A 26716-nucleotide genomic window follows, 5' to 3' on the forward strand; every position below is an offset into this window, starting at 1 on the left:
CACCGCTGCCGCTGTACGCGGTCCCCAGGCCGATGGCCCGGGCTTCGTGGTGTGTCCGTCCGGATCGTCCTGCCGTCATCGCCCGCCGTGGTGCGCCACCCCCGGCCGCGGCCGGACCGAACGTCGGTCGTCAGTCGGGGCGTTGGGTGCGGTCCTCGTGGGTGAGGCCGTCCGGGTGGGCAGTCGAGCGGGGTCCGAGGGGAAGCACCAGGGCCCTCAGCAGCACAGGGGCCGACGGCCGGTGAGCGGTGGGATCCGATGGCCGATGTACCGCCCCGATGTCCTGCCATCCCCACGACAGGAAGGCGTCGCGGGCCGGAGCGTCGGCCGGGTCGACCAGTGTCGCCCCGAGCGAGGCGTGGTGGTCGCCGAGCAGGCGTCGCTGGAGCCGGCGGGCGAGGTCCTCGTCGCCGCTGTGGGGGTGCACCATGATCTCGGTGATCGCGAAGACGTGTCCGGACGCGGTGAGTTGTTCGACGCCCTGGGGGAGGTTCCCGTGGAACCCCCTCCACCAGGTCCCTTCGCGCGGTACGGGAAATCCGTAGGCGCATCCGGCGAAGGCCGTGTCCTCCGCGATCAGCAGGGCGAATCCGGGCCGCCTGATGTCGCCGGTGAGACGCCGCAGAAAGGCCTCCCGGCCCCGGTACCGTCGGCCCGCCCCCGCGCGGGACGACTCCACGGACAGATCCGCCAGGTCCTCCCGCAGAGTCTCTGCCTGCCAGCGGTTCAGCCGGCGCAGACGTACCGCGTGCGCGGGAGCCGCCGTGCCCGCCGGACCCCGCTGCGGCTCCCGGCGGTCCGGGGCGGTCACAGCGCGCCGCCCGCGACGGTCGGCACCCGGGGGCGGGCCGGCCGGACCGTGTGGTGTTCGGCGAGGAAGCCGGAGCCGGTCAGCTCGATGACGCGGGCCATGGCCGGAGGCGGATGGTGCAGTCGGAGGATCGTTCCGGCACCGGCGCCGAGCTGGAATGCGGTGAGGAATGGGTTGAGTCCGCTGGCGTCGCAGAAGGTGACCGCCGTGAGATCGACATCGATGGTACGCATGCCGTCGCGCAGACATCCGGCCAGTGCGGCGTACACGAGCGGGGCGGTGGCCAGGTCGATCTCTCCCGAGAGGGTGACGAGCGCGCGGGTGGTGCGGTCGTGCCGGTGGACGGTCAACTGGGGCAGGGGCATGGTTCCCTCGGTTCTCGACATCCGTCGGTGGTTCCGCGCGGCAGGGCCAGGGGCGCGGCCGCTCGCGGTGTGCCGCCGATACGGCAGGGGCGCGTAGACGGTGACGTGCGAACGACCGGTCCGTTCAGGCCGGTTGGCGGGCGCGCCGACGCATCGAACGGCGGGGGGATGCCCCGTGGAACGGCCGGATGGGGGGCTCCCTGTGGGCATCATGACCTGGGGGGTTCGTCCCGGGCACGGACGGTGGTGACGAACTTCTCGTCGTCCCCCGCTCCCGGCCGGCTCTGCCCCGGCCGAAGCCGGGCCCCTGGCCAGCGGGGCCAGGCAACTCGGGATACGGGAAGCCTGCGGCTTGTCAACCGCGGTGCCATGCCGGGGAGTCCGGGGGCACGGACGGACCATGTTGGCCGCTTCGGCCGGTTCTGATTGGCCCTGCGGCCTATGGGCGCGCCCTGTCCGAGCGGGGGCTCACAGCGCCCTCACGGGTGCGGCGCCGGAGGCGGAGGCGGAGGCGTCCACCTCCGACGTCACGCCGACGGCCCGTGCCGGTCGTCCCCGTCCGGACACGGGCCTTGCGCGGAGCAGACGGTGGCGGTCCCGCGACAGGCGTCCTGGAGTGACCGTAGTGGAAGGCGGCGATACGGTCGCCGTGCTGCGAGTTGAGCCGTCGGATGAGGAGCGCGCCGAAGGCGATCACCGCGATGATCACGATCAGGGTCAGGAATGTCTCCACGGTTCTCACCTTCCCGTCGGCTGATGCGGCATCGCTGCGGTCATGGCGGCGGTCATGGTCGGGATGCCCGGCCGTACGGCCGGGGCGCCGGCCTCACGTCCCCCTTCGGAGTCCCAGACCGCCTCCCCGGCCCGGTCGGTCTCCACCACCGTCCGCAGGCGCACCTCTTCCTCCTCCATCAACCGGCTCGCGGTCGACGTGCCCAGGGGGTCGCTCGCGGCGGCCATCAGCCGGGCTGCCGATGCGTCGGGCGTCTGCGGTGGGATCACCAGGAGGTTCCAGCGGCCCACATGGTAGGAGAGCAACAACAGTTCGTGCGGGTCCTGCTCCGACCGGAACCAGCCCACTTTCACCACGTGTCCCGCGACGGGCACCTTGCGCGGAACGACCGGCCAGTGGACGGGATTCACCGTCACGCGGGTGATCCGCCCCCACAGCGGGTCCAGTACGGCCGTCAGGGAGAGGAGTTCCGTCGCGAGATCGCGGGAGCGGGGCCACCAGGCACCGTCCAGCAGAGCCGGCGCGAGGCCGACGGGAGCCAGCGACAGACGGAGCGAGTTCGAGGAGAAACGGTCAGCGGCTTCGGCTGCCGGCGGGTGGGAAATGGTCACGGTCATGACGCGGACCCTGCCCCGGGCCGACCACGACCGGCCCGGCGTATTCGTTCGCCGAAAACGACACGAGCCTGAAAGCCGGTGTGCGAAGTATCCTCGGTGTCTTCGAGCGTACTCCTCGAACGGGCCCCACGGACCACCGCTCGACGGAGACCCGGTCCCGTACGGGAGACCCGGTCCCGTAGGCCACCCCCGAATCCCCCGAACGACTGTCCCTGGGGCCACGAACACGGCCAAGATCACCCCGCGGGAAACTGGCGGCACCTGCCCGGCTATTCACCGCCGGGCTGTTCACCCGGGGACTGTTCACCGGTGCTCTTCGCCACGCCCCCGTGGGCTTGTGCAGTGCTCGGGTCCGTTCGTCCGGTGCCCGTGTCGATGAGGATCTGCTCGGCCCGCCTCCCGCTGCCGGCGCGGACGGCCTCGGCCATGGCGGCGTGCGCGGCGGCGGGCGTCGCGTGCGGCGGGACCACGAGGAGGGAGAAGAGATCGTGCTCGCCCCGGGTGACGAGAACGGTGTCGTCGCCGACCGGGAAGGAGTCGATGCGGACGACGCGGTCGTCGACGGTCATCCGCGTCGGCAGTTCGTCCCATGCCCCGGTGTCGAGACCGACGCGTGTGATGGGCCCGAGGTGCTCGGTCAGTGCGCCGATCAGACCGGGAAGTTCGGCTGCGATGTCGCGGGATCGAGGCCACCACACCCCGTCGAGCACGCCCTGCCGGTCATGTGTCGTCTCCAGCCGCACGAGGGCCGTCCCGGGCCGCACGGCCTGGTGCGCATCGTCGGGCAGAGGTCTCGTCACCGGCGGGGAGTCGGAGCGGGGGTCGGAGCCGGAGTCGGCCATCGCACTCTCCTGGCTGCCTGGATGGAGGGGGCCGGGTGGCTTCCTCGTTCTCACGGTACTCCGCACCCCCGCAGCGGGCCGGGAGGCCGCCGGTCGCCCGAGGGAGCTGCGGCGACTGCGGGAGTAAGGTGGTGAACCCGGCCCGTCTCGTACGGGCACGTCGAACTCCGAGGTCGCCATGCGGTCCCTGGAAACACCCTCGGTCGGCCACGCCGAGGTCCGTGTCGTCGCCGCCTCGCCCGAAGTCGCCCGTCGGGTCGTGGAGGTCCTCCGCCGTTGCTTCGACTCCACCGAGCAGCGCAGCTACCCCGCGGGCCCCGACGGAGGAACCCGCCTCGACCTCACCGCGGACACCACCCACGCGGCGGAACCCGCCCGATCGTGGCTGGAGACCAGCCGGTCCACGGGAGACAGCGGGTCCACGGGAGACAGCGGGTCCACGGGACACAGTCACCGGCGGTAGTAGGTGCGGCGTCCCGGAAACGGCTTGCGAGGCCTCTTCGAGGAGAGGCGTGAGCCCACCGGGAGCCTTTCGCACACCGGCTCCGATGTCGGCGTCGTTCCGGCGGGCGATCGAGAGCCTTTCCGGGGAGCCCGCCGAGTCGAACGGCGCCTGGTGACCCCCGTTCAGTGAGCTGCCGAGCGAACGCGCCACCGGCCGATCATCCGCGGGCAGATGGAACCTCCTCATGATCCCCCCGGAGACCGGGAAGCCCGATGGCGGTCCGTGGCGACTTCACGATCCCTGTTCACCGCCCGGCCGCGCGTGGGCTGCCGGATCCGCCCGCGCGACCACGCGCGCGGTCACGCTGTGGGACGTGCCGCACGCGGACGTGTCGCCCGTCGTGAACAGGCCGTGCCACCGCGCCGCCCGTGCACTGACCGTGCGCTGCCCGGCAAAACCGCTGGCCGTGGGCGGGTACCGGCGTACGGCCCGGAGTAGAGTGAGGACGGAGAGCCGGTCCGGGAGCCCAGAACGAGTGGCGGTGACCATGGCGACACTGCACCAGCGGAAGACCCACCGCGAAGCGATCATGAAGACCCTGTACGACGACATGGAAGGCAGTGGCCTTCCCGACGTCTCCGGGGCCAGGCTGCGTGACGAGTTGCAGATCCCCGAGCACGATCTGGCCGCGGCCTGCACCTATCTGGTGGGCGAAGGGCTCGTCACGGTCCGCTGGGCCCACGGAGAGGTGCCTGCGACGGTCGTGCTGACGCATCAGGGGATACGGCTCATGGAGGCCGAGGAGGAGAGCCGCGGCTGACCGCGCCAGGGCGCCTTGAGACGCGAGGGCCGGGGTACTCGTGCGTACCACCCGGCAGAGCGTGCAGACAGGGAGCAGGCCATGATCCGTCCAGCCGACATCCGCGAGTGGCGCAACCAGGACGTGGTCGACGAGAAGCAGCACAGGATCGGCATGCTCGAAGCGGTCTACGTCGACACCGCCACCGACGAACCGGCCATGGCCACCGTCCGGACCGGACTGCCCACCCGCCACCGGCTGGTCTTCGTCCCCCTCGACGACGCGGTCCTCGGACCGGACTACGTCCGGGTCTCCTACACCAAGGGGCAGGTGCGCAAGGCCCCGTCGATCGGGACGGACGACGTCCTGCCGGCCGAGCAGGAGGAGGAGATCTTCCGGCACTACGGCATGACGTACCGGCCGGGGGCGGCCGGCGAACGTCAGCTCGCACGCCGGTGACCACGCGCGCACGGCACGGAGGAGATGGTCCGCGGTGATGGCGCTCTTCCTTCTGCTGCTCCTGGTGGCCGTCGTACTGGGAATCATCGGTGTGGCGGCGGAGGGGCTCGGCTTTCTCCTGGCCATCGGCATCGTGGTCTTCGCCGCAACCGTGATCTTCTTCGCGGTGCGGGTGTCCCTGCGCACCAGGCGGCGTCCCCTGCGCTGACGCCGGGGCCGGGGCCGACACCGTGGACGGCACCGAGACCGACACCGTGGACGACGCCGTGCCGTGGGCGGGCGCTCGGGAGGTGGGCGTACGCATCGTCGTGTCGGGCGTGCGCGCGGGGATCCGTCGGGGGACCATCGGTCACCGGTGTGTCGGTTTCCCTGCCGTGTATCCGGTTCCCGACGCGCCCCGGTCCTCGGTGCGGGGCCGTCATGGCGGGAGGACGGCATGGTCGAGGGTGCGGTACCCGGTGCGGGGGACGAGGAGCGGTCGCGGCCGGCGGCCGAGCCGGACCTCTGGCGGCAGGTGGTCGAGCAGCTGAGCACCGCCCTGATGGTGGTCGATCCGGCCGCACGGATCCTCGCCGTCAACCCGGCTGCCGAGCGGCTGCTGGGCCGTACCGCCGACGCGATGCGCGGAATGGACGCGCACGAACTGCTGCACCGGGACGCGGGCGGCGGTGCTCTGGTCCGCGAGCGTTGCCCGCTGCTCCGGGCGCTGGCCGAGAGGGCTGCCGCGGGCGGGGACGGCGACAGTTACCTGTGCGGTGACGGCCGTCTGATCACCATCGCCTGGTCCGCCTCTCCCCTGACGTACTCCGGCTCCTTCACGGGCATGGCCGTGCTGTTCACCGACTCCACGGGCGGCCACGGCACGCGCCGGGAGCGGGCGGAACGGGCGGAGCGGGCTGCCTACACGAGTGCCCTGGAGGACCTCACCGAGCGGCTGACGCTGGTCGCGGACATCACCGACGTACTGGGCCAGACCCTGGACGCCGACGAGGCCCTCGCCCGGCTGGGCCGCCTGCTGGTACCCCGCCTCGCCGACTGGACCGCGGTGGACCTCCGGACCGGTTCCGGGCAGGTACACCGCGTCGCGGTGACAGGTCCCGCGGGCCGCGACACGGCGCTGGAGGGCGGGCGCGAGCCCCTCCCCGAAGCGGGGGAGGCGGACCCGTCGCCCCTCGTCCAGGTGCTGAACGGCGGTGATCCCGTGCTGTGGGACGGGGTGGGAGCGGCCGTACCGCCCGGCTCCCCCCTGGCCGCCGCCCACCACGGCGACCTCCTGCGGACGGTGGGCGCGACATCCGCCGTCACGGTGCCGCTGGGCTCCGGACGGCAGATCACCGGCGCCCTGACGCTGATCCGCACCGACCCCGCACACCCCTTCGACGCCGCCGACCTGGAGGTGGTGAGCGACATCGGCCGCCGGGTCGGTCTGGTCGTCGACAACGCGCGACGGTACGGCCGCCAGCGTGCCGTCGCCGAGGCCATGCAGCGCAACCTGCTCGGCCCGCTGCCCCAGCCCGGCCGGCTGCGGCTGGCCGCCCGCTACCAGCCCGCCCCCGTCGGGTCCCAGGTAGGCGGTGACTGGTACGACGCGTTCGAACTGAAGGACGGCACGCTCGCGCTGGTCATCGGCGACGTCGTGGGCCACGACCTGACCGCGGCGGCCGGGATGTCCCAACTGCACGGCATCCTGCGCTCCCTGGCCTGGGACCACGTAGGGCCGCCGGGCAGCGTCGTCGACCGCCTCGACGACGCCATGCCCGCGATCACCACCGTCCCCATGGCCACCCTCGTCCTCGCCCGGGTCGAAGGCCATCCGCACGACGGCCCATGGACCCTGCGGTGGACCAGCGCCGGGCATCCGCCGCCGCTCCTCCTCACCCCCGGCGGACACGCGCGGTACCTCGAAGCCGGGCAGGGACTGCTCCTCGGCGCCCACCTGGGCGACGGCGGCAGCCGGCCGAACGCCACGGAACCCCTGCCGCCGGGTTCCACGCTGCTCCTCTACACCGACGGCCTGATCGAGATCCCCGGCAGTGACCTCGACACCGGCCTGACCCGCCTGCGCCGCCACGCCCTGGGGCTCGCGCACGCGTCCCTGGACACACTGTGCGACCAGTTGCTCGCCCGTATGCCGCCCGGCAGCACCGACGACGTGGCCCTCCTCGCCCTGCGGCTGCCGTCGGCGTGACAGCGGGCGGGCGACGTTCCAGACCCGACCCGCACGGTGCGCCGGATACGCGTCAGCGAACAGAGGGGCGAACGGTGCCCGGCAGTCAGTGCCGACAAGCGGGCGGAGAGCCACGGCCCTGCCCGGTCCCGTCGGCTGGGATGCCGTGCCCTCGACGTGCCCGTAAGAGCGGAAACCCACGGTCGACAGCGGTACGATCCGGACTGTCGCCATCCGACCCCGGACCGTGAACGAGCAGGTCAGACCCCATGCCTCTGTCTGAGCGTCATGTCTTCCCAGCTGAGAGCGCGAGTTCGATTCTCGTCACCCGCCTGGTGCTTCGCACGCTCGGCCCGGACCATGTCGTCGAGCCCGGCCGCCACGTCGCGCTGCCGCTCCTCATCGGAGTGCTGCTAGACCAGCGCGGCCTTCTCCGAGGACTGCCCGGCCCGAACCACCGTGCCCTTCCCTTGAGGGTCGCGCCGGAACGGGTCGAGAGCGTGTGTCCGGTGTGACGAAGGTCGTAGAAGCGAAAGCCGTCCGGGAGGCCGACAACTGCGCGAGCGCCCCGCCGCTTCCGCCCGAATGAAGTCCGCCGAAACGGCGCGCCCTTCTCTCCGACGAAGACCAGGCCACCAGGCCCCTTCTCGGCGAACCAGGCGAGATGCTGCCTCACCTCCTTGTGCAGAAAGGCCGGGAGAACCACGGCCCGCACACCCGCATCGGTCTTGGTCTCGCCAGGCGCACGCTTGCCATTGGTCCGCTCCGGTTCAGAGATGCGGACACGGATCACCAGGTTCGCGGTCAACGTCCCGGCGGCGAAGACCGGCGAGTTCCTCCGGGCGCATGGGTCCATACGCGCCCAGGTGGACCATGAGCCGCCAGCGGATACCGATCGCTTCGGCGAGCGCATCGGCTTGGGCGGGCCAGCCAGCCTGCCGCCGGTTCCGGGCCGAGCTCGGAGAGCCCCGACCCGGATATGGCCCCGAAGGCGCAACACCGGCACAGCGTCGTCCAGCAACGGTGGCCGAACTGCAGGTCCTGCACCGAAGGACGTCAAGGCTCTCGGGCCGAGGCCTCGGACTTGCCTCAAGCGGGCCGGAGATCCCGGAGGTGATCCAGCCAACCTGGGTGTTACTGGCTACTCGCTACTCGGCGGCTTCTTCATCCGGAGGTCGTTACGCCGGGTCGATGCGGGAGACGCTGCCACGCAGGTCGAGCACGTACAGCTCGCCATTGCCTCCCTGCACGAACGAGACGACCCGGCCGCCGTCGACGCCGAGGTTGCTCACGCCGGTCACCTCGCCGTTGTCCATCTGCAGAGCGCGGACGGTGCCGTCGCAGTAGTCGCTGAACAGGTACTGCCCCTTGAGGTCCGGGATCGCCTTGCCTCGGTAGACGTATCCGCCGGTCACCGAGCAGCCCAGCCCGTTGCGGTCGTACTCGTGGATCGGCGGTACGTGGTTCGCGGGCTCCGTGCCGCCCCGGAAGGGATGGTTGCCCTCCATCTGGGACCAGCCGTAGTTCTCGCCGCCCTTGCTGTTTGCCGGGGCCCAGTCGATCTCCTCCCAGGCGCTCTGTCCGACGTCAGCGATCAGCAGGTCGCCGGTGCCTGCGTCGAAGGAGAACCGCCACGGGTTGCGCAGCCCGTACGCCCAGATCTCGTCCTTCGCGTTCGGGTCGTCCACGAACGGGTTGCCCGGCGGGATCGCGTACGGCTTGCCGCCTCTCGGGTCGATCCGCAGTAGTTTGCCGAGCAGCGTGTCGAGTTTCTGCCCGTTGCCGTGCGGGTCGCCGCCCGAGCCGCCGTCGCCGAACGCGATGTAGAGGTAGCCGTCGGGGCCGAACGCGATGTCGCCGCCGTTGTGGTTCGCGTAGGGCTGTGTCTGGGTGAGGACGGTGCGCCGGGTGTCCGGCTGGATCCCGCCGTCCCGCACCGCGAACTCGTCCACGGTGCTGGTGCCTTCGCGGTTCGTGAACGAGATGTAGAAGTGCGCGAACTCCTTGTCGAACGCGACGCCCATCAGGCCGCGTTCGCCGTTCGTGGTGGTCTCGCCGGATATGTCGAGGACGGGCTCGCCGAGCCCCTCATCGTCCAAGACCCTTACCTTGCCCGCGCGTTCGGCAATCCAGACCGTGCCACCGGGACCGGCGGCGCCGGCGGTTGGATTCTGGGCCGTGGCCACTTTCTTGAGCACGACCTTCGCTGCCTGGCGTGGGGAGCTGAGCTCGTCGGCAGACGCCGTGGCCAAAGCGAGGGAAGCCACGAGGCAGAGGGTGCCGATGATCGCCGAGCTTCTGGTGCGAACTTTCACCGTGATCCTCCTAGAGGCGGCGAACGGGGGAGACCACCCGGCTGCCGGGGGCAGAGAGAGGTGGGTGTCGTCCACACCGGCACGCACACCTGGGGGGTGGGGGGATTGGTGCGCTACTGGCCACAGGTGAGGCTACCGGGACAGGGGTTGTTGAAATAGACCACACTCCGCCACTCATTTACCTCCGCTCCGCTTTCCGTCGCGGCCTCCGCCTCCCCGTTCCCCGGCACTCTGCCTCGTACGACGCCTCTGCGGTGACAACAACGCCGAAGCACCCTGTGCAGCCCGCACGAGGATCGAGGCACTCTTGCCACAAGGAGACGGCTGGCCGGGCAAGCTACTCGCTCCCCCTCGTGGGACGCCGCCGCTCCCTGGAGATCCGCGCCGCCAAACCGGTACGGATCCATCCGGGCATGATCTACGGCAAACCCGCCTTCCTCACCGCCTACGGCACACCGGCCGGCTATCAGCAACAGCCCGCCAAGTACGCGGCGCCGGACGGCATCGACATCTCCCGACTCTACGAAGAGCTTCCCGGAGGAGTCCTGTGAGCCCCGGGCCGACCACGGCCGGCGCGGCGTTCTCGGAGGACCGGCCCGCGCGAACCATCCTGTGCGAGTGGCGCCCGAGCAGGTCGAGAGTGTGTATCCGGTGTGACGAAAGCCGTAGAAGCGGAAGCCTCCCGTAGACCGATGCCATCGGCCCTCCACCGGCCTCGTGAGGAGCTGCGGTAACCGCCGCACCAGCTCGCCCGTACCAGCAGAAGGTCCAACCGTCCAGGGGGACTGCTCCCGGCTCTCTGCTTGGGCCCGCCCCAGCTCCGAAGCACATGCCTGCCGGAGTGATCACGGGACCGCCCGTGCCTACCGTGATGTGGCATGCCAACCTTCTTACCGACTTCTGAGACCGGCAGGCGCATCGGCCTCGCGGCCCTGGTGGCGGCCATCGTGCTGGCCACCGGCCCGGCGGCGACCGCGCGGGCGCCGGGCTCACGCTCTGGCGGCGACTGCGGCGCGCACGACCAGACCCGCCAGGCGCTGCGCATCCTCACCGAGCGCGACGGCATCACCGGTGCCGCGGCCCTGGTGAGCGACCCGACCGCGGACGAGCCCTGCGGGCGCCTGGCCGAGACCGCCGGAACGGCGGATCTGCGCACCGGACGCCCGATGAACACCGTCGACCGGCTGCGCGTCGGCAGCGTGACCAAGACGTTCACCGCAGCGCTCGTCCTCCAGCTCGTCGCCGAGCACCGCCTCTCCCTGGAAGCCCCCGTCGACCGCTATCTGCCCGGCCTGATCCACGGGCACGGCCACGACGGGCGCCTGATCACCGTACGACAACTCCTACAGCACACCAGCGGATTGCCCGACTATCTCGACGCCCCCGAATGGGAGCATCCCGAGCGGCTGCGGTACCACCACTTCGAGCCGCGCGACCTCGTCACACGCGCTCTCGAACTGCCACGCCCGCAGGGCACCTGGCACTACGCCACCACCAACTACCTCGTCCTCGGCATGATCGTCCGCGAGGTCACCGGCCGTACCCCCGAGGCGGAGATCACCCGCCGCATCATCAAGCCCCTCGGGCTGCACGACACCTACTGGCCCGGCGACGACACCCGCGTCCGAGGCCCTCACTCCCGCAGCTATCTCACCGACGGCGACGGCCGGCGCGTCGACGGCACCGCCTGGAACATGACCTTCGGCGGGGTCGGCGGCGCCTTGGTCTCCTCGCCTGGCGACCTGACGCGGTTCGCAGCCGCCCTGTTCGACGGCCGCCTGCTGCCCCCGGTCCAACTGGCCGAGATGCGACGGACAGTGGAGGCCGACGGCGACCGGCTGTGGCCGGGCGCCCGCTACGGACTGGGCCTGATCTCGACACCGCTGTCCTGCGGCGGGACGTGGTGGGGGCACGGCGGCACGGTGCCCGGCGGTCACCGTGCGCTGGTCGCCGTCGGCCCCGACGGCCGGAGCGTCGCCGTCGCCCTGAACAAGGTGCCCGCCTCGCTCCAGGCCGAGCTCGACTTCCTGGACCTCGTCGACAAGTCCCTCTGCGAGGGCAGGTCTCCCGAAAGGACTTCCGCATGACCGGCTCCCCGTCCTCCCCCGGCACACCGTCCCGTACGGCGTCGTCCCCCGCCTCCTCAGCCCGTACGGCTCCTTTACCTCAGACCCCGCCCCCTGCCCCCACCTCGCCCGCAGCCGCGCGCACAGCCGGCCCACGCGGTTCCACGACCGGCGGTCTGCACCGGCTCGTGTCGCGCACCGCGGCAGGGGCCGCCCTGTGCCTGGTCGGGGCGCTCACCGTCACCGCCTCGCCCGCGGCGGCAGCCGAACCCGCCTCTGCGATCGCGGACCCCCTCGCCCGCTACCACCGGCAGCACCTCGACTGGAAGAGCTGCCTGCTCGGACCCGACGACGAGACCGGCAAGGAACTCCAGCAGGCGGGCGCCCAGTGCGCCGATGTCACCGTCCCGTTGAACTATGACGACCCGGACGGCCGCACGATCACCGTCGCGATCTCGCGGATCCGGGCCACCGACACGGCCCACCGCGTGGGCGCGCTGCTGCTCAACGGTGGTGGCCCCGGCGGGCAGACGATCGGCGACCCGCCGTGGGTGCGCACGGCGATGAAGAAGGTGGGTGAGCGCTACGACGTGGTGGGTGTCGACCCCCGTTTCGTCGGCCGCAGCACACCGCTGGACTGCCACTGGCCCACCGGCTCCTTCATACGCGGCGCGGGACTCGACCGTGCGGGGTTCGACGGCGCGGTGGCCCTGGCCGAGGAACTCGCCGGTCGTTGCCGTTCGACCCAGGGCGACGTCCTGCCGTACGTCACGACCCGGAACACCGCACGCGACATGGACGTCATCCGCGCCGCGCTCGGCGAGCCCAGGATCTCCTACCTCGGATACTCGTACGGCACCTACCTCGGCCAGGTGTACGCCACGATGTTCCCCGGCCGAACCGACCGAGTCGTGCTGGACGGCGTTGTCGCTCCCGGCAGCTACAACCCCCGGCTGCTGCGCGGCACGGAACCGGCCAACCGGCACGCTCTCAAGGGCTGGGCCTCCTGGGCAGCCGCCCGCGACACCGTCTACGGTCTGGGCCGCACCCGGGGCGAGGTGCTGGCGGCCGTGGACAGCGTCCAGGCGGCGGCCGGACGTACGCCCCTGGTGATCGGCGACCACCGGGTGGACGAGCACCTGGTGCCCGTCGTCGTCTTCAGCGGGCTCTCGCAGGACAACGACGCCGCCTACGCCGATCTCGCGCAGGCGGTGCGGGACATGCGTCGCGCCGTCGGCGGCCACACGGTCACCCCCTCACCGTGGCTGTCCGCAACGCTCGGGTTCCTGTTGAACGGATCCGACTCCGCGTACGGCAGTGTGCAGACGGCGATCCTGTGCGGGGACGCGTCCGCGCCGCGCTCCCCCGAGGTGTACTGGCGCGACGTCCAGCGTGCCCGCGCGCAGGACCCGTTGTTCGGGCCCGTCACCAACAACATCAATCCGTGCGCGTTCTGGGACCCGCCGCGCGAACGCCCGACCACGATCCGCGGCGACCTTCCGGCCCTGCTCGTCAACGCGACCGGTGACCCGCGCACCACCTACCGGAACGCGCAGACGGTGCGCCGCATGTGGCCCTCCTCCCGCCTGGTCACCCTCCGCGGCGCGGACCAGCACGCCGTGTACGGCGTCTTCGGCAGTTCCTGTGCCGACGCGACGGTCAACACCTACCTGGCCACCGGCCGCCTGCCGGCCACGGACGTCACTTGCGACCGGTCTTCCGGCTGAGGGAGGCGGCCCGGCGGCCACTGCTACCCCCGGCCAGGTCACGGGCGCACGTTCGTCCACTTGACGGCAGGCCGTGGGGTGCCGGAAGGGCTCCGGAGGTAGCTGTCCTCCGGAGCCCTCTGACCCCGTACGCCTAGGCAAAATCCATCGACGGAGGGCCCGTTGACGTTCACGCCGGACCGGCCGGCCTGGACCGCCGGTATCCGCTCGTGGACGTCAGGTACTCCGTCACCGCGGAAGCCGCACTCGTGGACGGACCTCTTCCGCACCACGACCGGGGGGTGGCGGGTCTCGCCGCTGGAAGTGACCTCCCGGCGAGCGCCGACAACGTACGGTGAGGTGTCGCCGGACCTGGCGCGCGCCGCCCGTGACCCGTCGTGCGTCCGGTGTGTGCACTCACGACGAGACGGCCGGATCAGGCTGAAGGGCGAACCGAACCCGAGACATCTCGCCCTGAAGTTCACGCATGTCCGTCGATCCGCGGCGTCGTGCCCATAGCGTGCCCGTAAGAGCGGACATCCAAGGTCGGCAGCGGTGCGATCCGACCCGCTCGTCCCCTCCAAACAGAAGACATCTGCACAGGTCAGAGCCATGGGACCCACCCAAGCGCCGTCACTTCCCAAGCTGAGAGCGCGAGTTCGATGCTCGTCACCCGCTCCACGTTGAAACCAGGCCCTTGACCTGGAGACCTCGCCCTTGACTCGGTCCCCGCGCGGGTCGAGAGGGCCGGTCGACGGGGAAACGTCGCGGGGAGCGGGTAGCCCTCCAGTTAAGGCCGGTGGTTGTGCATGACACGGCGCTGCAGGCGGTTTTACCGTTATCGGTGAATGTCCTGCAGTAGAGGGGCTGCCGCCCCTAACGTGCTCTTGCTGCCGTGCAGGGTGCATTGGGGGAGATTCATGGTGGATGCGGTCTCGGCAACGCTGTCGGCACCATTGCCCGGTGATATCGAGGGGAAGGTCGGCCGTCATCAGGCGTGGTCCGCCGCTTTCCGCAGCACTCTCACCACGGTCGCCGATTTCGACCCGGAACATACCGCTTCGGAACAGGGAGAAGCCCCTTCTGGCGTGACTGGGGCACGCCGGTGACCGCCGGCGGGAAGGCCCCCGGTCCCGACAGCGGGTGTGGTGGCGGTGCGTACCCGTTGGATGTGCTGCCCGCGGCTTCCGAGTCTGCCGGTGGGGCGGTGGTGAACGAGATCAGCGGCGGAGTCTTTCTGAGCCCGGTGGTCCAGGGCCACACCGTGATCCTTCATCTTCCGCCGACCGTCACCCCGGCATCCGGCGGGCTGCCGCCCCCGACTCCCACCTTCACCGGCCGTGACGATCAGCTGAAGGAGATCCACGGCCGACTGGCTCCGCAAGGGCCGGACACGCCGGGCGGAGTGGGCGTGGCGGTCACTGTGCTGGTCGGCCTGGGCGGTGTCGGTAAGACCGAGCTGGCCCTGCAGGCCGCCCACCGGGCCACCGCCGAACCCGGTTGGTTCCCCGGCGGGCTGCTGTTCGTGGACCTGTTCGGTTATGACGACGAGCGCCGCCTGTCCCCGGAGCTGGCCCTGGACACGCTCCTGCGTCAGCTGGCCGTCCCGGTCGAACACATCCCCGTCGACCTACAGGGCCGCAGCGCGCTGTACCGCACCATCCTCAAGGGCTACGCTGATCAAGACCGACGCGTACTCGTCGTCCTGGACAACGCCTCCAGCACCGACCAGATCCGCCCGCTGCTGCCTTCCGGCAGCGACACCCCGGTCCTGGTCACCTCCCGCCACACCCTCACCTTCCACCTGGGCGAGCGCCTGTACGACCTGGACGTCCTGGACAGTGACGACGGCGTCGAACTCATCCGCCGCGTACTCGAAGAGGCCCGCCCCGGCGATGCCCGGGCAACCGAGGAGCCCACGCAGGCCGCCCGGATCGTCGAGCTGTGTGCCGGACTGCCCCTCGCACTGTGGGTCGCCACCGCGCCGCTCACCGAAGCCCCTTCCCGCCCCCTGGCCAACCTCGCCCAGGCCCTCGAGGACTCGCACCGCCGCCTGGACCGCCTCAGCCGCCGCAGCGACAAGGCCGTACGGGCCGCCTTCGACCTCTCCTACCGGGCCCTGACTCCGCGCCAGGCGCGGCTGTTCCGGTTCCTGTCCCTGAATCCCGGCCCCGACCTGTCCACCGAGGCCGCCGCCTGCCTCCTCGACGAGGACCTCTTCGACGTACAGGACCTCCTCGACGACCTCACCCAGGCCCATCTCATCAGCCGCGGCGCCTCCTACGGCCGCTGGCGCATGCACGATCTGGTCCGGTTGTTCGCCCACGAGCGCGGCAACGACCAGGCCGGGGCCGACCGGCCCCTGGAGGCCGCAGGCCGCCTCTTCGACCACTACCGGCTCACCACCGAAGCCGCCGACACGCTCCTGGGACCCGGCTACGAGAACCCGGGCCGCTTCGCCGATCTCACCCAGGCCCTGAACTGGCTGGACACCGAGCATCCCAACCTCATCGCCACCGTCCTGACAGCGCACCACCTGGGGCACGCCGACACCAGCTACCATCTCGCCTTCGCGCTCACCAGGTACCTCAAGCGCCGACGCCACCTGGACGACTGGATCAAAATCAGCACCACGGCCGCGGGTCTGTGCCACCTGCACGGTCTCGAGGGCGGCACGGCCTCCGCCCTGAGCAATCACGGCGTCGCACTGGCCGAAGCGCGGCGATTCGACGAGGCCGTCAAGGCTTATGGCGCCGCTCTGGCCATCGGAAGACGGCTGAACGACCGGCGCGGCATGGCCCGAACTCTCAGCAACATCGCCACGACCTGGCATCAGATGCGCCGATTCGAGGACGCCATCAGCGCCTACAGGGCGGCTGCCAAGATCTTCGGCGAGCTGGGCCACAACCGCGGTCAAGGCCACGTACTCACCAACCTCGCCGCCCTGTTGAACGACCTGCGACGGTTCGACGAGGCGCTCGCCGTCCTCACCGAGGTCGCGGACCTCACCCAGGAAGGAAACGGCCACGACATCACCGGACTGATGGCGCGCGGCGCGGCCCTGGCCGGAAAGCGTCGGTTCGACGACGCCATCGAGGCGTTCAACCGCGCAGCGGACATCCACCGCCAGAACGCCGACCACCACGAGGAGGCCAATGCCCTCAATCACATCGGCAATGCGATGCTCCAAGCGTGGCGCGTCGGCGAGGCCATCGAAGCCCACACCCGGGCCGCCGAGCTCCTGGAGGAGACAGGTGACCTCCACGGCGAGGCCACGGCACGCAACAGCCTCGGCCTGTGCCTGCGGCAGTCCCGCCGACTGCACGAAGCCGCGGAAGCCCACACCCGAGCCGCCAAAGCGTTCCACGACACCGGCGACCGCCACGGCGAGGGTCTGGCCCGCACCAACCTCGGAATGGTCCTGGTCGCCCTCGGCCACCCCGACCAGGCAGTGGACGAGCACAAGCACGCCGCCAAGCTCCTCCACAAGACGTCGGACCCGAACGGCGAAGGTATCGCGCTGAACAACCTCGGTTGCGCCTTGCGGAGGGTTGGGGAGTTCGCGGGGGCTCTCACGGCTCACGACCGGGCTGCCGAGCTCTTCCGACAGACCGGGGATCGCAAGTCCGAGGCCGATGTCCTCAACAACGTCGGCACGACCCGTCGTGAGATGGGGCAGTTCGAAAAGGCCATCGCCGCCGGCACCGCCGCCGCTGCCCTCTACACGGAAGTCTCCGATCGCCACGGGGTGGCTGAGGCGTCGACAAAGATCGCGGAGGCGCTACTGGAAATGGGTCGGTTCGAGGAAGCGGCCCACGCCAGCCGCCGGGCCGCCGAGGTCCTCCGGAAGACGGAGGACCGTTACGGAACGGCCGTGGCGTACGGCAACCTCGGCGTCGCTCTGATCGGATCGGGCGACTATCGCGAGGCCGTCGACGCGTGCGGGGAGGCTGTCCGCCTCTTCCGAGAGCTGGACTGCTCGTCGGAGGAGACCACGCTGTTGCGCCATCTCTTCCATGCGGCAGGCGAGCTGAAGATGAAACCCCCAGGCCAGCGACCTGAGGGCTGTTAGCTGTCTAGTCCATTTTCAGGTGGCTTGCCCTCGGCGTGCTCTGAGGGTCTGATGTGCGGACCGCACCCTGGTCGTGCGCAGCCAGGGTGCAGTCGTGCGGCATGACGTTACCGGCCGCCAGTAGGAACTTCTCCGGTTCGTCTCCGGGGCTCGGCGACTGCCCGCCCCGTCTGCGCCGCAGGTCGGGGGGCCGGGAGTTTCGGCCCTGGTGCACCCCGCTTCCCACCAGCAGTGCAGTACGACGGTCGCGCTCACCATGACCGGGACGAAGGCGGGTCCACGAACAGTCGCCTACCGCACCAGGCAGGGGCGCTTACTGTCGAACTCCCAGTCAGGAATGAGGTACCGCATCGTGACCGCGTCGTCGCGGGCCCCCAACGTCTTCTCCTGGTAGAGATCGTGGGCCGCGAGGAGCCGGTCCATGTCGAGGCGGACACCCAGCCCCGGCCCGTCCGGGACCGCGATCTCGCCACCGGTGATGCGCGGTGGGGCGGTGGTGAGGCGTTCCAGTCCTTCCTGCCATATCCAGTGGGTGTCCAGGGCGTTGTACTCGCCGGGGGCGGCGGCGCCGCAGTGGGTGACCATGGCCAGGGAGATGTCGAAGTGGTTGTTGGAGTGGCAACCCCAGGTCAGGCCCATCGCGTTGCACAGCTGCGCCACCCGGACAGAGCCCTGCATGGTCCAGAAGTGTGGGTCGGCCAACGGGATGGAGACCGACTGGAGGGCCAGGGCGTGGGCCATCTGACGCCAGTCGGTGGCGATCATGTTGGTCGCGGTGGGAAGGCCGGTGGCGCGGCGGAACTCGGCAAGGATCTCCCGTCCGGAGTAGCCGCCCTCGGCTCCGCAGGGGTCCTCGGCATAGGCGAGCGTGCCGACCAGCGGCCGGCACAGCTCGATCGCCTCGCGCAGTGACCACGCGCCGTTCGGGTCGAGGGTGATCCGGGCCTCGGGGAAGCGGTCCTTGAGGGCCCGTACGGCCGCGACCTCCTCGACGCCATCGCGGACGCCACCCTTGAGCTTGAAGTCCCGGAATCCGTAGCGGTCGTAGGCCGCCTCGGCCTGACGGACGATCGCCTCGGGCGACAGGGCTTCCTCGTGCCGGATCCGGTACCACTCCACGGCGGAGTCGGGTTCACGGACGTACTCCAGGTCGGTCCGGTCCGGGTCGCCGACGTAGAAGAGGTAGCCCAGCACCCGTACGGAATCCCGCTGTTGCCCGTCGCCCAGGAGCGCCGCGACGGGCACGTCGAGGTGCTGCCCGAGCAGGTCGAGCAGCGCCGACTCGACGGCGGTGACCGTGTGGACGGTGGTCCGCAGGTCGAAGGTCTGGGCACCCCGTCCGCCGGTGTCGCGGTCGGCGAACCGGTCGCCGATTTCGCGTAGAACGCGCTTGTAGTCGCCCACCTTCGCCCCGACGATCAGAGGCTCGGCGTCACGCAGCGTCTGTGTGATCTTCTCCCCGCCGGGCACTTCGCCCAGCCCGGTGCGTCCCTCGGAGTCGGTGAGCACGACGACGTTGCGGGTGAAGTAGGGGGCGTGGGCGCCGGAGAGGTTCAGCTCCATGCTGTCCCGGCCGGCGACCGGGTAGACGGAGAACGCCGTGACGGTCGGCTGTCCGATGCTCATCGGGTGTCCTTCTGCGGGAGGGGAGGGAGGATGTGGTGCGTTGGGTGTTCAGACGTTGCCGGTTCGGAGGGTTCCGGTTCAGAGGCTGAGGACGTCGAGGGCCCATTCGGCCGCCAGGACGCCGCCCAGGCCGAGCACGGCGAGCACCGTCGTATAGGTGGTACGGACCTTGATCGCTTCGATGACGGAGAGGTTGAAGTACTCCTTGAACAGCCAGAATCCCGGGTCGTTGACGTGGGAGCACGCGATGGAACCGCAGGCGACGGCGAGCACCATGATCTCTGGGTGGACCCCGCTGCCCGCCAGGAGCGGCAGCACCACTCCGGAGGCCGTGACGACGGCGACCGTCGCCGAGCCGAGTGCGATGCGGAGGATGACGGCGACGAGCCAGGCAAGGACGATCGGCGAGATGGACCAGTGTTCCGTGGTGTCCTTGATGTAGTCGGCGATCCCGCCTTCGACGAGGACGTTCTTGAAGGCCCCGCCGGCTCCGATCACCAGAAGGATCATTGCCATCGCCTTGGCCGCCGAGGTGCAGGAGGCACTGATGTCGTCCAGACTGCGGCCGATCCGCGGTCCGAACGCCCAGACCGCCAGGCACAGGGTCAGCAGCAAGGCGATCGGGGCCGAGCCTATGAAGGCGACGACGTGCAGGAACGGGCTCTCGGTGGAGGTGGCCATGTCGGTCACGGCGGCGGACACGATCAGCACCACGGGGAAGAGCGCCACGAACAGCGACCAGCCCAGCCCGGGCATCTCCTCGTCGGTGAACTCGCGCTCGCTGACCAGGCCCTTGGGGATGGAAGGCGTCATGGCTTTGATGAACGGAAGGCGAGGCCAGGTCAGGGCGATGAGCGCACCGGCGGGAACGGCGATGAACAGGCCGTAGAACAGCGTGAGCCCGACGGAGGCGTGGAAGGTCGCGGCGACCGCGGTGGGGCCGGGGTGCGGCGGCAGGAAGCTGTGCATGGTGGACAGGGCGATGGACATCGGCAGACCGACCCACAGCAGCTTCGCCCCGGTGACCCTGACCAGGGTGAACGCTATGGGCACCACGATGATGAACGCGACCTCGTAGAACATGGTCACGCCGATCAGCATGGACGTGACCACCATGGCCACCTGGACCCCACGCGGGCCGAAGGCGTCGAGGAGCTTGCCGGCTATGCGCTGTGCGGCGCCGGAGTCCCCCATGACGCGGCCGACCATGGCGCCGAGTCCGATGGTGAGCATGGTGTCGCCGATCTGGCCCCCGATGCCTTCGGAGAGGACGTCCGGGATGGTCGCGACCGGGATTCCCTGGACCAGTGCGACGCCGACCGCCACGAGCAGGAGGGCCGCGAAGCCGTTGACTCTCAGCCTGGTCATGAGGAGAAGCAGAATCAGGACACTGATCCCGACTACGAGCAGAGGCATGGCAGTTCCCCTTTGAACTGTTGACTGGGCAGCGGGAGGCTCCGTCGGCTCTGGGTGGCCCGATCGGCGTACGGCGAGAACGGCCGCACGTCCCGCAAAGGCAGTAGTGCGCTGACGCTTGGCAGTGCGGGGGGCGGGATACGGGAATGCGATGTGAGCGGCACGGTAAGGCGGCGGCCTGTGGCCTTGACCCGAAGGGGGAGCGAGGAGAGACGGGTGGGTGGCGGACCGAGCATCCTCCGGTTCTCCGGACCAGCCGTGGGTCATCCGGCGGGCACGACGGGCGCCCGCCGGTTCGTTGGGCGGACACGACGGACGCCCGCCGGTTTGTCGGACGGACACGAGAGGTGCCCGCCGGTTCGTTCGGGCGGACACGAGAGGTGCCCGGGTTCGTCAAGCGGGTCACCGTACGGAGACCCATGGTCGTCAAAGGGGTCGCCGTACGGAGAGCCCGTGATCGTCAAACGGGTCGTCGTGCGGTGCCGACCAGGCTCAGGCCGTGGTCCAGCACCTTCTCCAGGTCGGCGAGGTCGACCGGGGCAGGGTCGGTGAGCGGGGCGCGCACCGGGCCCACCGGGAGACCACGCAGCCGGGCGGCGGCCTTGACCAGGGAGACGGCGTACCCCGGCACCCGGTCGCGCAGTTCGACCAGCGGGACGTAGAACTCGCGCAGGAGCTTGGTCACGCCCGCGTCGTCCCCGTCCCGCAGAGCGGCGAAGAAGGCGTTCGCGATCTCGGGTGCGAAGGCGTGGACGGCCGACGAGTAGGCGGGGACACCGACAGTGGCGTAGGCGCGTGCCTGGATCTCGGCGGTGGCGGCACCGTTGAAGAAGAGGAAGCCGTCGGGCGCGGCAAGTGTGAGGCGCTGGAGCCGGTCGAGGTCACAGTGCCCGTCCTTCAGACCGACGACGGTGGGGATTCGTGCGATCCGGCGCAGGCCGTCGGCGGTGAAGGCGACCTGACCGCGCTGGTATGCGATGAGCGGCAGCCGGGTGCCGTCGGCGATGTGGCGCAGCTGCTCCACCAGACCGTCCTGTGGGGCCCCGACCAGGTAGTGGGGCAGCACCAGCGCGGCGTCCGCGCCGACGTCCTCCGCGATACGGGCGAACCGCAGCGCCTGTGCCCAGCCGTAGCCGATGCCCGCGACCACCGGCAACCGCCCGTCGGCGACCTCGACCGTGGTGCGCACGACAGCCCGGTACTCGTCCTCGTCCAGCGAGAAGAACTCCCCGGTCCCGCAGGCCGGGAACACCGCGCCAGGTGCGGTGTCCAACCGGTCGGCCAGGTACGCCCGGTAGGCGTCCAGGTCGAGACCGCCGTCGTCCCGGAAGCTCGTGAGGGGGAAGGACAGTACCCCGCTCGCCATTCCCTCACGGAGCCGCTGGACGACCCCTGCTGCCTCAGTGCTGAGTGCTGTCACGTCTGTCCCTGTATGCAGATGCTGTCTATGTATGCAGATGGAGGTTAGGTCCATGAACGCGATGGGTCAATGGGTGGACAGACACGAAGGGGCGCGGATCTACGATGAGCCCATGTCGGAGACGAGAGGCGTGCGTGGGGTGAAGTCAGCGGCCCGGACCGTCGCGCTGCTGGAACTGCTCGCCGTGCGGGGTGAGCAGCCCTCGCGCCTGGACCAGCTCGCGGAGGACCTGGGCGTCCCGCGCAGCAGCATGTACCAGTTGCTCCAGACCCTCGTCGAACACGGCTGGGTCCGCACCGACGCCACCGGCTCCCTCTACGGCATCGGGATCCGCGCGCTGCTCACCGGCACCAGCTACCTCGACGGCGATCGACGTATCCGCACGGTCCGCCCGTACCTCGACGAGGCCTCGGAAGCGCTCGGCGAGACGATCCACATGGCACGTCTCGACGGCCCGGACGTCGTCTACCTCGCCACCCGCGAGTCTCACGAGTACCTGCGCACCATCAGCCGGGTCGGCCGCCGCGTCCCGGCCCATGCGGGCGCGCTCGGCAAGGCGTTGCTCGCCGAGCGCGCCGACGAAGAACTGCCTTTCGCGGACGGGCCGTTGACACCCCTCACGAAGAACACGCACACCGACCGTGCCGCACTGCTCGCCGACCTGTCGCAGGTGCGCGAGTGCGGCTACTCCATCGACCGCGAGGAGACGGTGACCGGTATCGCCGGCTTCGGCTTCGCCCTGCGGTACGACACACCGGCCACCGACGCCATCAGCTGTTCGGTTCCGGTGGCCCGGCTGACCGAGGAACACCAAGCCCGCATCATCTCCGTGATGCGGGAGATACGAGCGAAGATCGAAACTCACCTGCCGTCCGTCTCCGGTGGACCCGACTGGCGCTGAGGCCGCGAGCACACCCCGGATCCTCGTCGGTGAGAGCCGACGCTCAGGCAGCACCGGGCCGCTCAGGCCGCCGGCGGGGTGATCTCGAACCACGGCGCGCGCTCCGCCACCGGCCGCGTACAAGGCATCAAGGACCTGCGCCTGTCTTCGGCTGGACACCGGCCGACGACCGCGCCTGGCCAGGAGATCCTCACCCGGCGCGGACTGCACCGCGGTGCCGAAGCCGTCGACCTCGGGTGGCCGCCACGGCCGAGTCGCAGGGACTGACGCTTCTCCACCGCGACCGGGACTTCGAGTGCATCGCCCCTGTCACCGGACAGGCGCTCCCGTGGTACGGCCCCGAAGCCGGGAAATGGACCATGGGGTGGGGAAAGTCGTACTCCACCACGGACGGTTCAAGCGGCGACCGTGCCAGATGGTCAGGGGCATGGTGCCGACGGCGATGACCGGGGCCGACGTGCACGGTGGACATTCCGAACACGGCCAGTGCACGGGGCGAGGTCCGCCCCGACCAGCCCCGCCGTAGATCTCGGTCACCGGGACAGCGGGCGGTGCCGAGGCGTGGGAGCGGTCAACCATCTGACCGTCCGCGGGAGTTGCCCCGCCGGCCGGCCCCCCACCCCGCCTACCACCCCACGAGGTGATCTTAAAAAGTTTCCGGCTCGCGGCAACCCTTTGCGGACCCTGTGCCCACAAAGGATCGGATCCGGCCAGTTCCGGTGCCCGGATCCGCCTTCCTCTGGTGAACGGTATGCAAGGAGAACGCCTCCCTATGAACAACCCCACGAGCGGCGGGCGCCGCGGGCGGCACCGCCGCCGCTGGACCGCCACCGGTCTGCTGCTCGGTGTGCCCGCCGTCGTCGTGCCGTACCTCCTGTTCGTACAGGAGGACTCGCAGGCCGCGACGGTCGACGGCAATGCCTACTACCAGCTGGTCTCCGTGCGCAGCGGGAAGGTGATGGACGTCAACGCCTTCTCCACCGCCGACGGCACCCGCATCCAGCAGTGGACCGACCAGAACACCGCCAACCAGGAGTGGAGGCTGAAGCCCACCGGGGACGGCTACTACGAGCTGGTGAACCGCAACAGCGGCAAGGTGCTTGGTATAGCGGGCAATTCGACCGCTCAGGGAGCCGCCGCCGAGCAGCAGACCGACAGCTCCTCCGCCTCCCAGGAGTGGCGGATCGACGAGGTGAGCGGTTCCGGCGCCGTCACCTTCACCTCCCGCAGGAGCGGCCAGGTCCTGGACGTCTCCGGGGGCTCCACGGCCCAGGGCGCGGCGGTCATCCAGTATCCCGACAAGGGCGGCAGCAACCAGCAGTGGAAGCTGCTGAAGACGGGCACGGCCCAGGCGTCCGGGACCGGCGGCACGCAGACCACGACGGCGGCCGGACCGTATGTGTGGAAGAACGCCCAGGTGGTCGGCGGCGGTTACGTCACCGGTCTGGTGTTCAACCAGAAGGAGAAAGGCCTGCTGTACGCGCGCACCGACATGGGCGGCGCCTACCGCTGGGACACCGCGGCCGAGCAGTGGATCCCGCTGACCGACTGGATCGGCGAGAAGGACTGGAACCTGCTGGGCATCGACTCGGTGGCCACCGACCCCGTCGACCCCAAGCGGCTCTACCTCGGGGCGGGCACCTACACCAACGACTGGGCGGGCAACGGCGCGATCCTGCGCTCCACCGACCGGGGCCGCACCTTCAAGCGCACCGATCTGCCCTTCAAGCTGGGCGCCAACGAGGACGGCCGCGGCGCCGGCGAACGGCTCGTGGTCGACCCCGCGGACAACGCCACCCTGCTGCTGGGCACCCGCAAGAACGGCCTGTGGCGCAGCACCGACCACGGTGTGACATGGCGCCAGGTCTCCTCGTTCCCCGTCAAGGACGGGGCGAGCAGCGGCGCGGGCATCTCCTTCGTGACGTACGGCCCGGCCGGCAGCAAGACGGTCTACGTCGGCGTCAACGACAAGTCCACCTCCCTGTACCGCTCCACCGACGGCGGCAGCACCTGGCAGGCCGTCTCCGGGCAGCCCACCGGCCAGCTGCCACAGCACGGCGTCCTCTCCGGTGACGGCTCGCTCTACCTGACGTACACCGACAACCTCGGACCCAACGGCGTGACGGCGGGCTCGGTGTGGAAGTACACGCCGAACCGCGGGGCGTGGAAGAACATCTCCCCCTCCCAGGGCAACTACGGGTTCTCCGGTCTGGCCGTCGACCCGCGCAAACCCTCCACGGTGATGGTCACCACCCTCGGCCGCTGGTGGCCCGAGGACGAGATCTACCGCAGCACCGACGGCGGCGAGACCTGGAAGGCACTGGCCGACAAGTCGAAGCGCAACGCCTCCGCCGCGCCTTACGTCGGCACCCACACCGGGCACTGGATGACCGCCCTGGCCATCGACCCCTTCAACTCCGGGCACGTGCTGTACGGCACCGGCAACGGCATCCTGCGCAGCAAGAACGCCAACGCTTCCGACAGCGGCGGCACCAGCGACTGGAGCATGGGCGCCCGAGGTCTGGAGGAGACCGCGCTGCTGGACGCGATCGCCCCGCCCGGCGGCGCCACCGTCATCACCTCCATGGGCGACCAGGGCGGCTTCCGGCACGACGACCTGACCAAGGTGCCCTCCGGGCGGCTGAAGAACCCGATGATGACCAACAGCACCGACATCGACTTCGCCCAGTCCAAGCCCACGATGATGGTCCGCGTCGGCCGTGGCGGCGCACAGGACGGCGCCTACTCCACCGACGGCGGCAGCAATTGGACCGGCTTCAAGGCAGAGCCGGTGGCCGATGCCCAGGACGGTCATGTGGCGCTCTCGGCGGACGGCTCCACCATCGTCTGGACGCAGGCCGGTCAGGCCCCGTACCGCTCGACCGACAAGGGGGCGAGCTGGTCGAGGGTCAGCGGCCTGGGCACCGGCGCCGTCGTCGTCGCCGACCGCTCCTCGGCCAGGACCTTCTACTCCCTGTCCGGCGGCACGCTCTACGCCAGCACCGACGGCGGCGCGACCTTCACCGCCCGCGCCACCAACCTGCCCACCGGCCGGCTCACGGCCGTCCCCGGCATCGCCGGTGACCTGTGGATCGCCGGCAGCGGCAAGGGGCTGCTGCACTCCACCGACGGCGGCCGCACCTTCACCACGCTGAAAACGGTGCAGTCCGCCTCCGCCCTCGGCTTCGGCAAGGCCAAGCAGGGCACCAGCTACCAGGCCCTGTACCTGATCGGCACCGTCAAGGACGTCACCGGGGTCTTCCGCTCCACCGACAAGGGCGCCACCTGGCTCCGCGTCAACGACGACGCCCACCAGTGGGGCGCCATCGGCGGCGTCGGCGTCATCACCGGTGACCCCGACACCTACGGCCGCGTCTATGTCGGCACCAACGGACGCGGCCTCCAGTACGGCGACCCGTCCTGACCCCAACGCCCGAGCGGGGCCGCAGGCACCACGGCCTGCAGCCCCGCCCTGGCTGAGGAACCTCGACCTGGTCGCCGAGCCCGTCGGCTGTCAGTTCTCTGAACAGCGCCTCCGAGGTTCGCTAGCACACTCAACAACGGTGCGAACCCCCCTCACGACCACGCTGAAGGGAAAACATCTTCCCAGGTCAGAGACCTAAAGCACCCAAGCGCCGTCGCTTCTGCCCAGAGGCTCTCCGCCCCGTCGCCCGGAGCGGAGAGCCTCCGCGTCATCGCCCATCGTCGCCCGCCGACCCGGTCGGCGGTCACAGCACCTCACCGACCAGCAGCGCCTCGACGACACGGCCGGCCGCACTGTTGACGTCCGCGCTCTCCCTGATAGCCGCACTCGCCTGGCGTCGGGCGGCGGAAAACGTGTCAGGCAACCTCGTGGATGTTGTGCTCGGTCAGGTCGGTTGCGGGTCGGGCAATGGCACGGTAGTCGGCATCGTCGTGGCCGGGCGGCGGCCGCTTCGAGGAACGCGACAACCAGC

The 26716-nt window shown here is 70.4% G+C and carries 19 protein-coding genes and 3 pseudogenes; 12 read left to right on the forward strand and 10 right to left on the reverse strand.

The genetic code is table 11. The features are described 5' to 3' along the window. Window positions 1-130: 130 nt before the first annotated feature. The 5 genes from ACWD26_RS14025 to ACWD26_RS14045 form a co-directional block, all read right to left on the reverse strand. A complete protein-coding gene (locus ACWD26_RS14025; RefSeq protein ID WP_451269589.1) occupies window positions 131-811 on the reverse strand; it encodes a hypothetical protein in 681 nt (226 codons plus the stop codon). Beyond that, window positions 808-1176 carry an STAS domain-containing protein gene (locus ACWD26_RS14030; protein WP_451269591.1) on the reverse strand — a complete coding sequence of 123 codons (369 nt, stop codon included), beginning with the start codon at window positions 1174-1176 and terminating at the stop codon, window positions 808-810. The genes ACWD26_RS14025 and ACWD26_RS14030 overlap by 4 nt, the downstream gene beginning before the upstream one ends. A gap of 439 nt (window positions 1177-1615) precedes the next feature. Further along, window positions 1616-1909 (reverse strand): hypothetical protein, encoded by a 294-nt coding sequence (locus ACWD26_RS14035; protein WP_451269593.1) that lies wholly within the window; start codon window positions 1907-1909, stop codon window positions 1616-1618. A 5-nt stretch (window positions 1910-1914) separates the two neighbouring features. Next, on the reverse strand, window positions 1915-2526 hold the full coding sequence (locus ACWD26_RS14040) for a DUF5994 family protein (protein ID WP_451269595.1): 612 nt from the start codon (window positions 2524-2526) through the stop codon (window positions 1915-1917). A 269-nt stretch (window positions 2527-2795) separates the two neighbouring features. Next, on the reverse strand, window positions 2796-3368 hold the full coding sequence (locus tag ACWD26_RS14045; RefSeq protein WP_451269597.1) for a DUF5994 family protein: 573 nt from the start codon (window positions 3366-3368) through the stop codon (window positions 2796-2798). Window positions 3369-3546: 178 nt separating this feature from the next. Between ACWD26_RS14045 and ACWD26_RS14050 the strand changes: the two genes are divergently transcribed. The 5 genes from ACWD26_RS14050 to ACWD26_RS14070 all read left to right on the forward strand — a co-directional run bounded on the left by ACWD26_RS14050 (window position 3547) and on the right by ACWD26_RS14070 (window position 7259). Then, window positions 3547-3831, forward strand: coding sequence for a hypothetical protein (locus tag ACWD26_RS14050; protein WP_451269599.1), 285 nt, complete (start codon window positions 3547-3549; stop codon window positions 3829-3831). Between the two features lie 529 nt (window positions 3832-4360). After that, a complete protein-coding gene (locus tag ACWD26_RS14055) occupies window positions 4361-4633 on the forward strand; it encodes a hypothetical protein (RefSeq protein ID WP_391010385.1) in 273 nt (90 codons plus the stop codon). Between the two features lie 81 nt (window positions 4634-4714). Next, window positions 4715-5071 (forward strand): PRC-barrel domain-containing protein, encoded by a 357-nt coding sequence (locus ACWD26_RS14060; protein ID WP_451269601.1) that lies wholly within the window; start codon window positions 4715-4717, stop codon window positions 5069-5071. 37 nt (window positions 5072-5108) lie between these two features. Continuing rightward, window positions 5109-5279, forward strand: a complete 171-nt coding sequence (locus ACWD26_RS14065) for a hypothetical protein (protein WP_450937116.1) — start codon at window positions 5109-5111, stop codon at window positions 5277-5279. 228 nt (window positions 5280-5507) lie between these two features. Next, window positions 5508-7259 carry a SpoIIE family protein phosphatase gene (locus tag ACWD26_RS14070; protein ID WP_451269603.1) on the forward strand — a complete coding sequence of 584 codons (1752 nt, stop codon included), beginning with the start codon at window positions 5508-5510 and terminating at the stop codon, window positions 7257-7259. A gap of 239 nt (window positions 7260-7498) precedes the next feature. Here ACWD26_RS14070 and ACWD26_RS14075 read toward each other — a convergent pair. Continuing rightward, a pseudogene (locus ACWD26_RS14075) lies at window positions 7499-8161 on the reverse strand (tyrosine-type recombinase/integrase); the annotation flags it as partial. Between the two features lie 255 nt (window positions 8162-8416). Further along, window positions 8417-9553 carry a PQQ-dependent sugar dehydrogenase gene (locus ACWD26_RS14080; protein ID WP_451269605.1) on the reverse strand — a complete coding sequence of 379 codons (1137 nt, stop codon included), beginning with the start codon at window positions 9551-9553 and terminating at the stop codon, window positions 8417-8419. 362 nt (window positions 9554-9915) lie between these two features. Between ACWD26_RS14080 and ACWD26_RS14085 the strand changes: the two are divergent. The 4 genes and pseudogenes from ACWD26_RS14085 to ACWD26_RS14100 all read left to right on the forward strand — a co-directional run. Then, window positions 9916-10104: pseudogene (locus ACWD26_RS14085) on the forward strand (dCTP deaminase); the annotation flags it as partial. A 327-nt stretch (window positions 10105-10431) separates the two neighbouring features. After that, complete coding sequence (locus ACWD26_RS14090; protein WP_451269607.1) at window positions 10432-11640, forward strand: serine hydrolase domain-containing protein; 1209 nt, start codon at window positions 10432-10434, stop codon at window positions 11638-11640. Further along, the gene (locus ACWD26_RS14095; protein ID WP_451269609.1) at window positions 11637-13346 is read left to right on the forward strand and encodes an alpha/beta hydrolase; all 1710 of its coding nucleotides are present in this window, start codon (window positions 11637-11639) and stop codon (window positions 13344-13346) included. The genes ACWD26_RS14090 and ACWD26_RS14095 overlap by 4 nt, the downstream gene beginning before the upstream one ends. Before the next feature lie 1189 nt (window positions 13347-14535). Beyond that, on the forward strand, window positions 14536-17397 hold the full coding sequence (locus tag ACWD26_RS14100; protein WP_451269611.1) for a tetratricopeptide repeat protein: 2862 nt from the start codon (window positions 14536-14538) through the stop codon (window positions 17395-17397). 291 nt (window positions 17398-17688) lie between these two features. On the opposite strand, the gene ACWD26_RS14105 is transcribed toward ACWD26_RS14100, so the two are convergent. From ACWD26_RS14105 to ACWD26_RS14115, 3 genes are all read right to left on the reverse strand, one after another. After that, window positions 17689-19017, reverse strand: coding sequence for an enolase C-terminal domain-like protein (locus ACWD26_RS14105; RefSeq protein ID WP_451269651.1), 1329 nt, complete (start codon window positions 19015-19017; stop codon window positions 17689-17691). Window positions 19018-19101: 84 nt separating this feature from the next. Next, on the reverse strand, window positions 19102-20439 hold the full coding sequence (locus ACWD26_RS14110; RefSeq protein ID WP_451269613.1) for a gluconate:H+ symporter: 1338 nt from the start codon (window positions 20437-20439) through the stop codon (window positions 19102-19104). 460 nt (window positions 20440-20899) lie between these two features. Then, window positions 20900-21859, reverse strand: a complete 960-nt coding sequence (locus tag ACWD26_RS14115) for a 5-dehydro-4-deoxyglucarate dehydratase (protein WP_451269615.1) — start codon at window positions 21857-21859, stop codon at window positions 20900-20902. Window positions 21860-21971: 112 nt separating this feature from the next. Between ACWD26_RS14115 and ACWD26_RS14120 the strand changes: the two genes are divergently transcribed. The 3 genes and pseudogenes from ACWD26_RS14120 to ACWD26_RS14130 all read left to right on the forward strand — a co-directional run bounded on the left by ACWD26_RS14120 (window position 21972) and on the right by ACWD26_RS14130 (window position 26184). Beyond that, window positions 21972-22760, forward strand: a complete 789-nt coding sequence (locus tag ACWD26_RS14120) for an IclR family transcriptional regulator (protein ID WP_451269617.1) — start codon at window positions 21972-21974, stop codon at window positions 22758-22760. A gap of 90 nt (window positions 22761-22850) precedes the next feature. Next, window positions 22851-23113, forward strand: a pseudogene (locus ACWD26_RS14125) (PIN domain nuclease); the annotation flags it as partial. A gap of 419 nt (window positions 23114-23532) precedes the next feature. Next, a complete protein-coding gene (locus ACWD26_RS14130; protein WP_451269619.1) occupies window positions 23533-26184 on the forward strand; it encodes an RICIN domain-containing protein in 2652 nt (883 codons plus the stop codon). Window positions 26185-26716: the final 532 nt, after the last annotated feature.

This window comes from Streptomyces sp. NPDC002787 (genome assembly GCF_053592095.1).

Coding starts and splice junctions, on each gene's coding strand:
- ACWD26_RS14030 (WP_451269591.1), bottom strand. CDS start 1,176: ATGCCCCTGCCCCAGTTGACCGTCCACCGGCACGACCGCACCACCCGC.
- ACWD26_RS14040 (WP_451269595.1), bottom strand. CDS start 2,526: ATGACCGTGACCATTTCCCACCCGCCGGCAGCCGAAGCCGCTGACCGT.
- ACWD26_RS14045 (WP_451269597.1), bottom strand. CDS start 3,368: ATGGCCGACTCCGGCTCCGACCCCCGCTCCGACTCCCCGCCGGTGACG.
- ACWD26_RS14050 (WP_451269599.1), top strand. CDS start 3,547: ATGCGGTCCCTGGAAACACCCTCGGTCGGCCACGCCGAGGTCCGTGTC.
- ACWD26_RS14055 (WP_391010385.1), top strand. CDS start 4,361: ATGGCGACACTGCACCAGCGGAAGACCCACCGCGAAGCGATCATGAAG.
- ACWD26_RS14060 (WP_451269601.1), top strand. CDS start 4,715: ATGATCCGTCCAGCCGACATCCGCGAGTGGCGCAACCAGGACGTGGTC.
- ACWD26_RS14065 (WP_450937116.1), top strand. CDS start 5,109: ATGGCGCTCTTCCTTCTGCTGCTCCTGGTGGCCGTCGTACTGGGAATC.
- ACWD26_RS14070 (WP_451269603.1), top strand. CDS start 5,508: ATGGTCGAGGGTGCGGTACCCGGTGCGGGGGACGAGGAGCGGTCGCGG.
- ACWD26_RS14090 (WP_451269607.1), top strand. CDS start 10,432: ATGCCAACCTTCTTACCGACTTCTGAGACCGGCAGGCGCATCGGCCTC.
- ACWD26_RS14095 (WP_451269609.1), top strand. CDS start 11,637: ATGACCGGCTCCCCGTCCTCCCCCGGCACACCGTCCCGTACGGCGTCG.
- ACWD26_RS14110 (WP_451269613.1), bottom strand. CDS start 20,439: ATGCCTCTGCTCGTAGTCGGGATCAGTGTCCTGATTCTGCTTCTCCTC.
- ACWD26_RS14120 (WP_451269617.1), top strand. CDS start 21,972: ATGTCGGAGACGAGAGGCGTGCGTGGGGTGAAGTCAGCGGCCCGGACC.
- ACWD26_RS14130 (WP_451269619.1), top strand. CDS start 23,533: ATGAACAACCCCACGAGCGGCGGGCGCCGCGGGCGGCACCGCCGCCGC.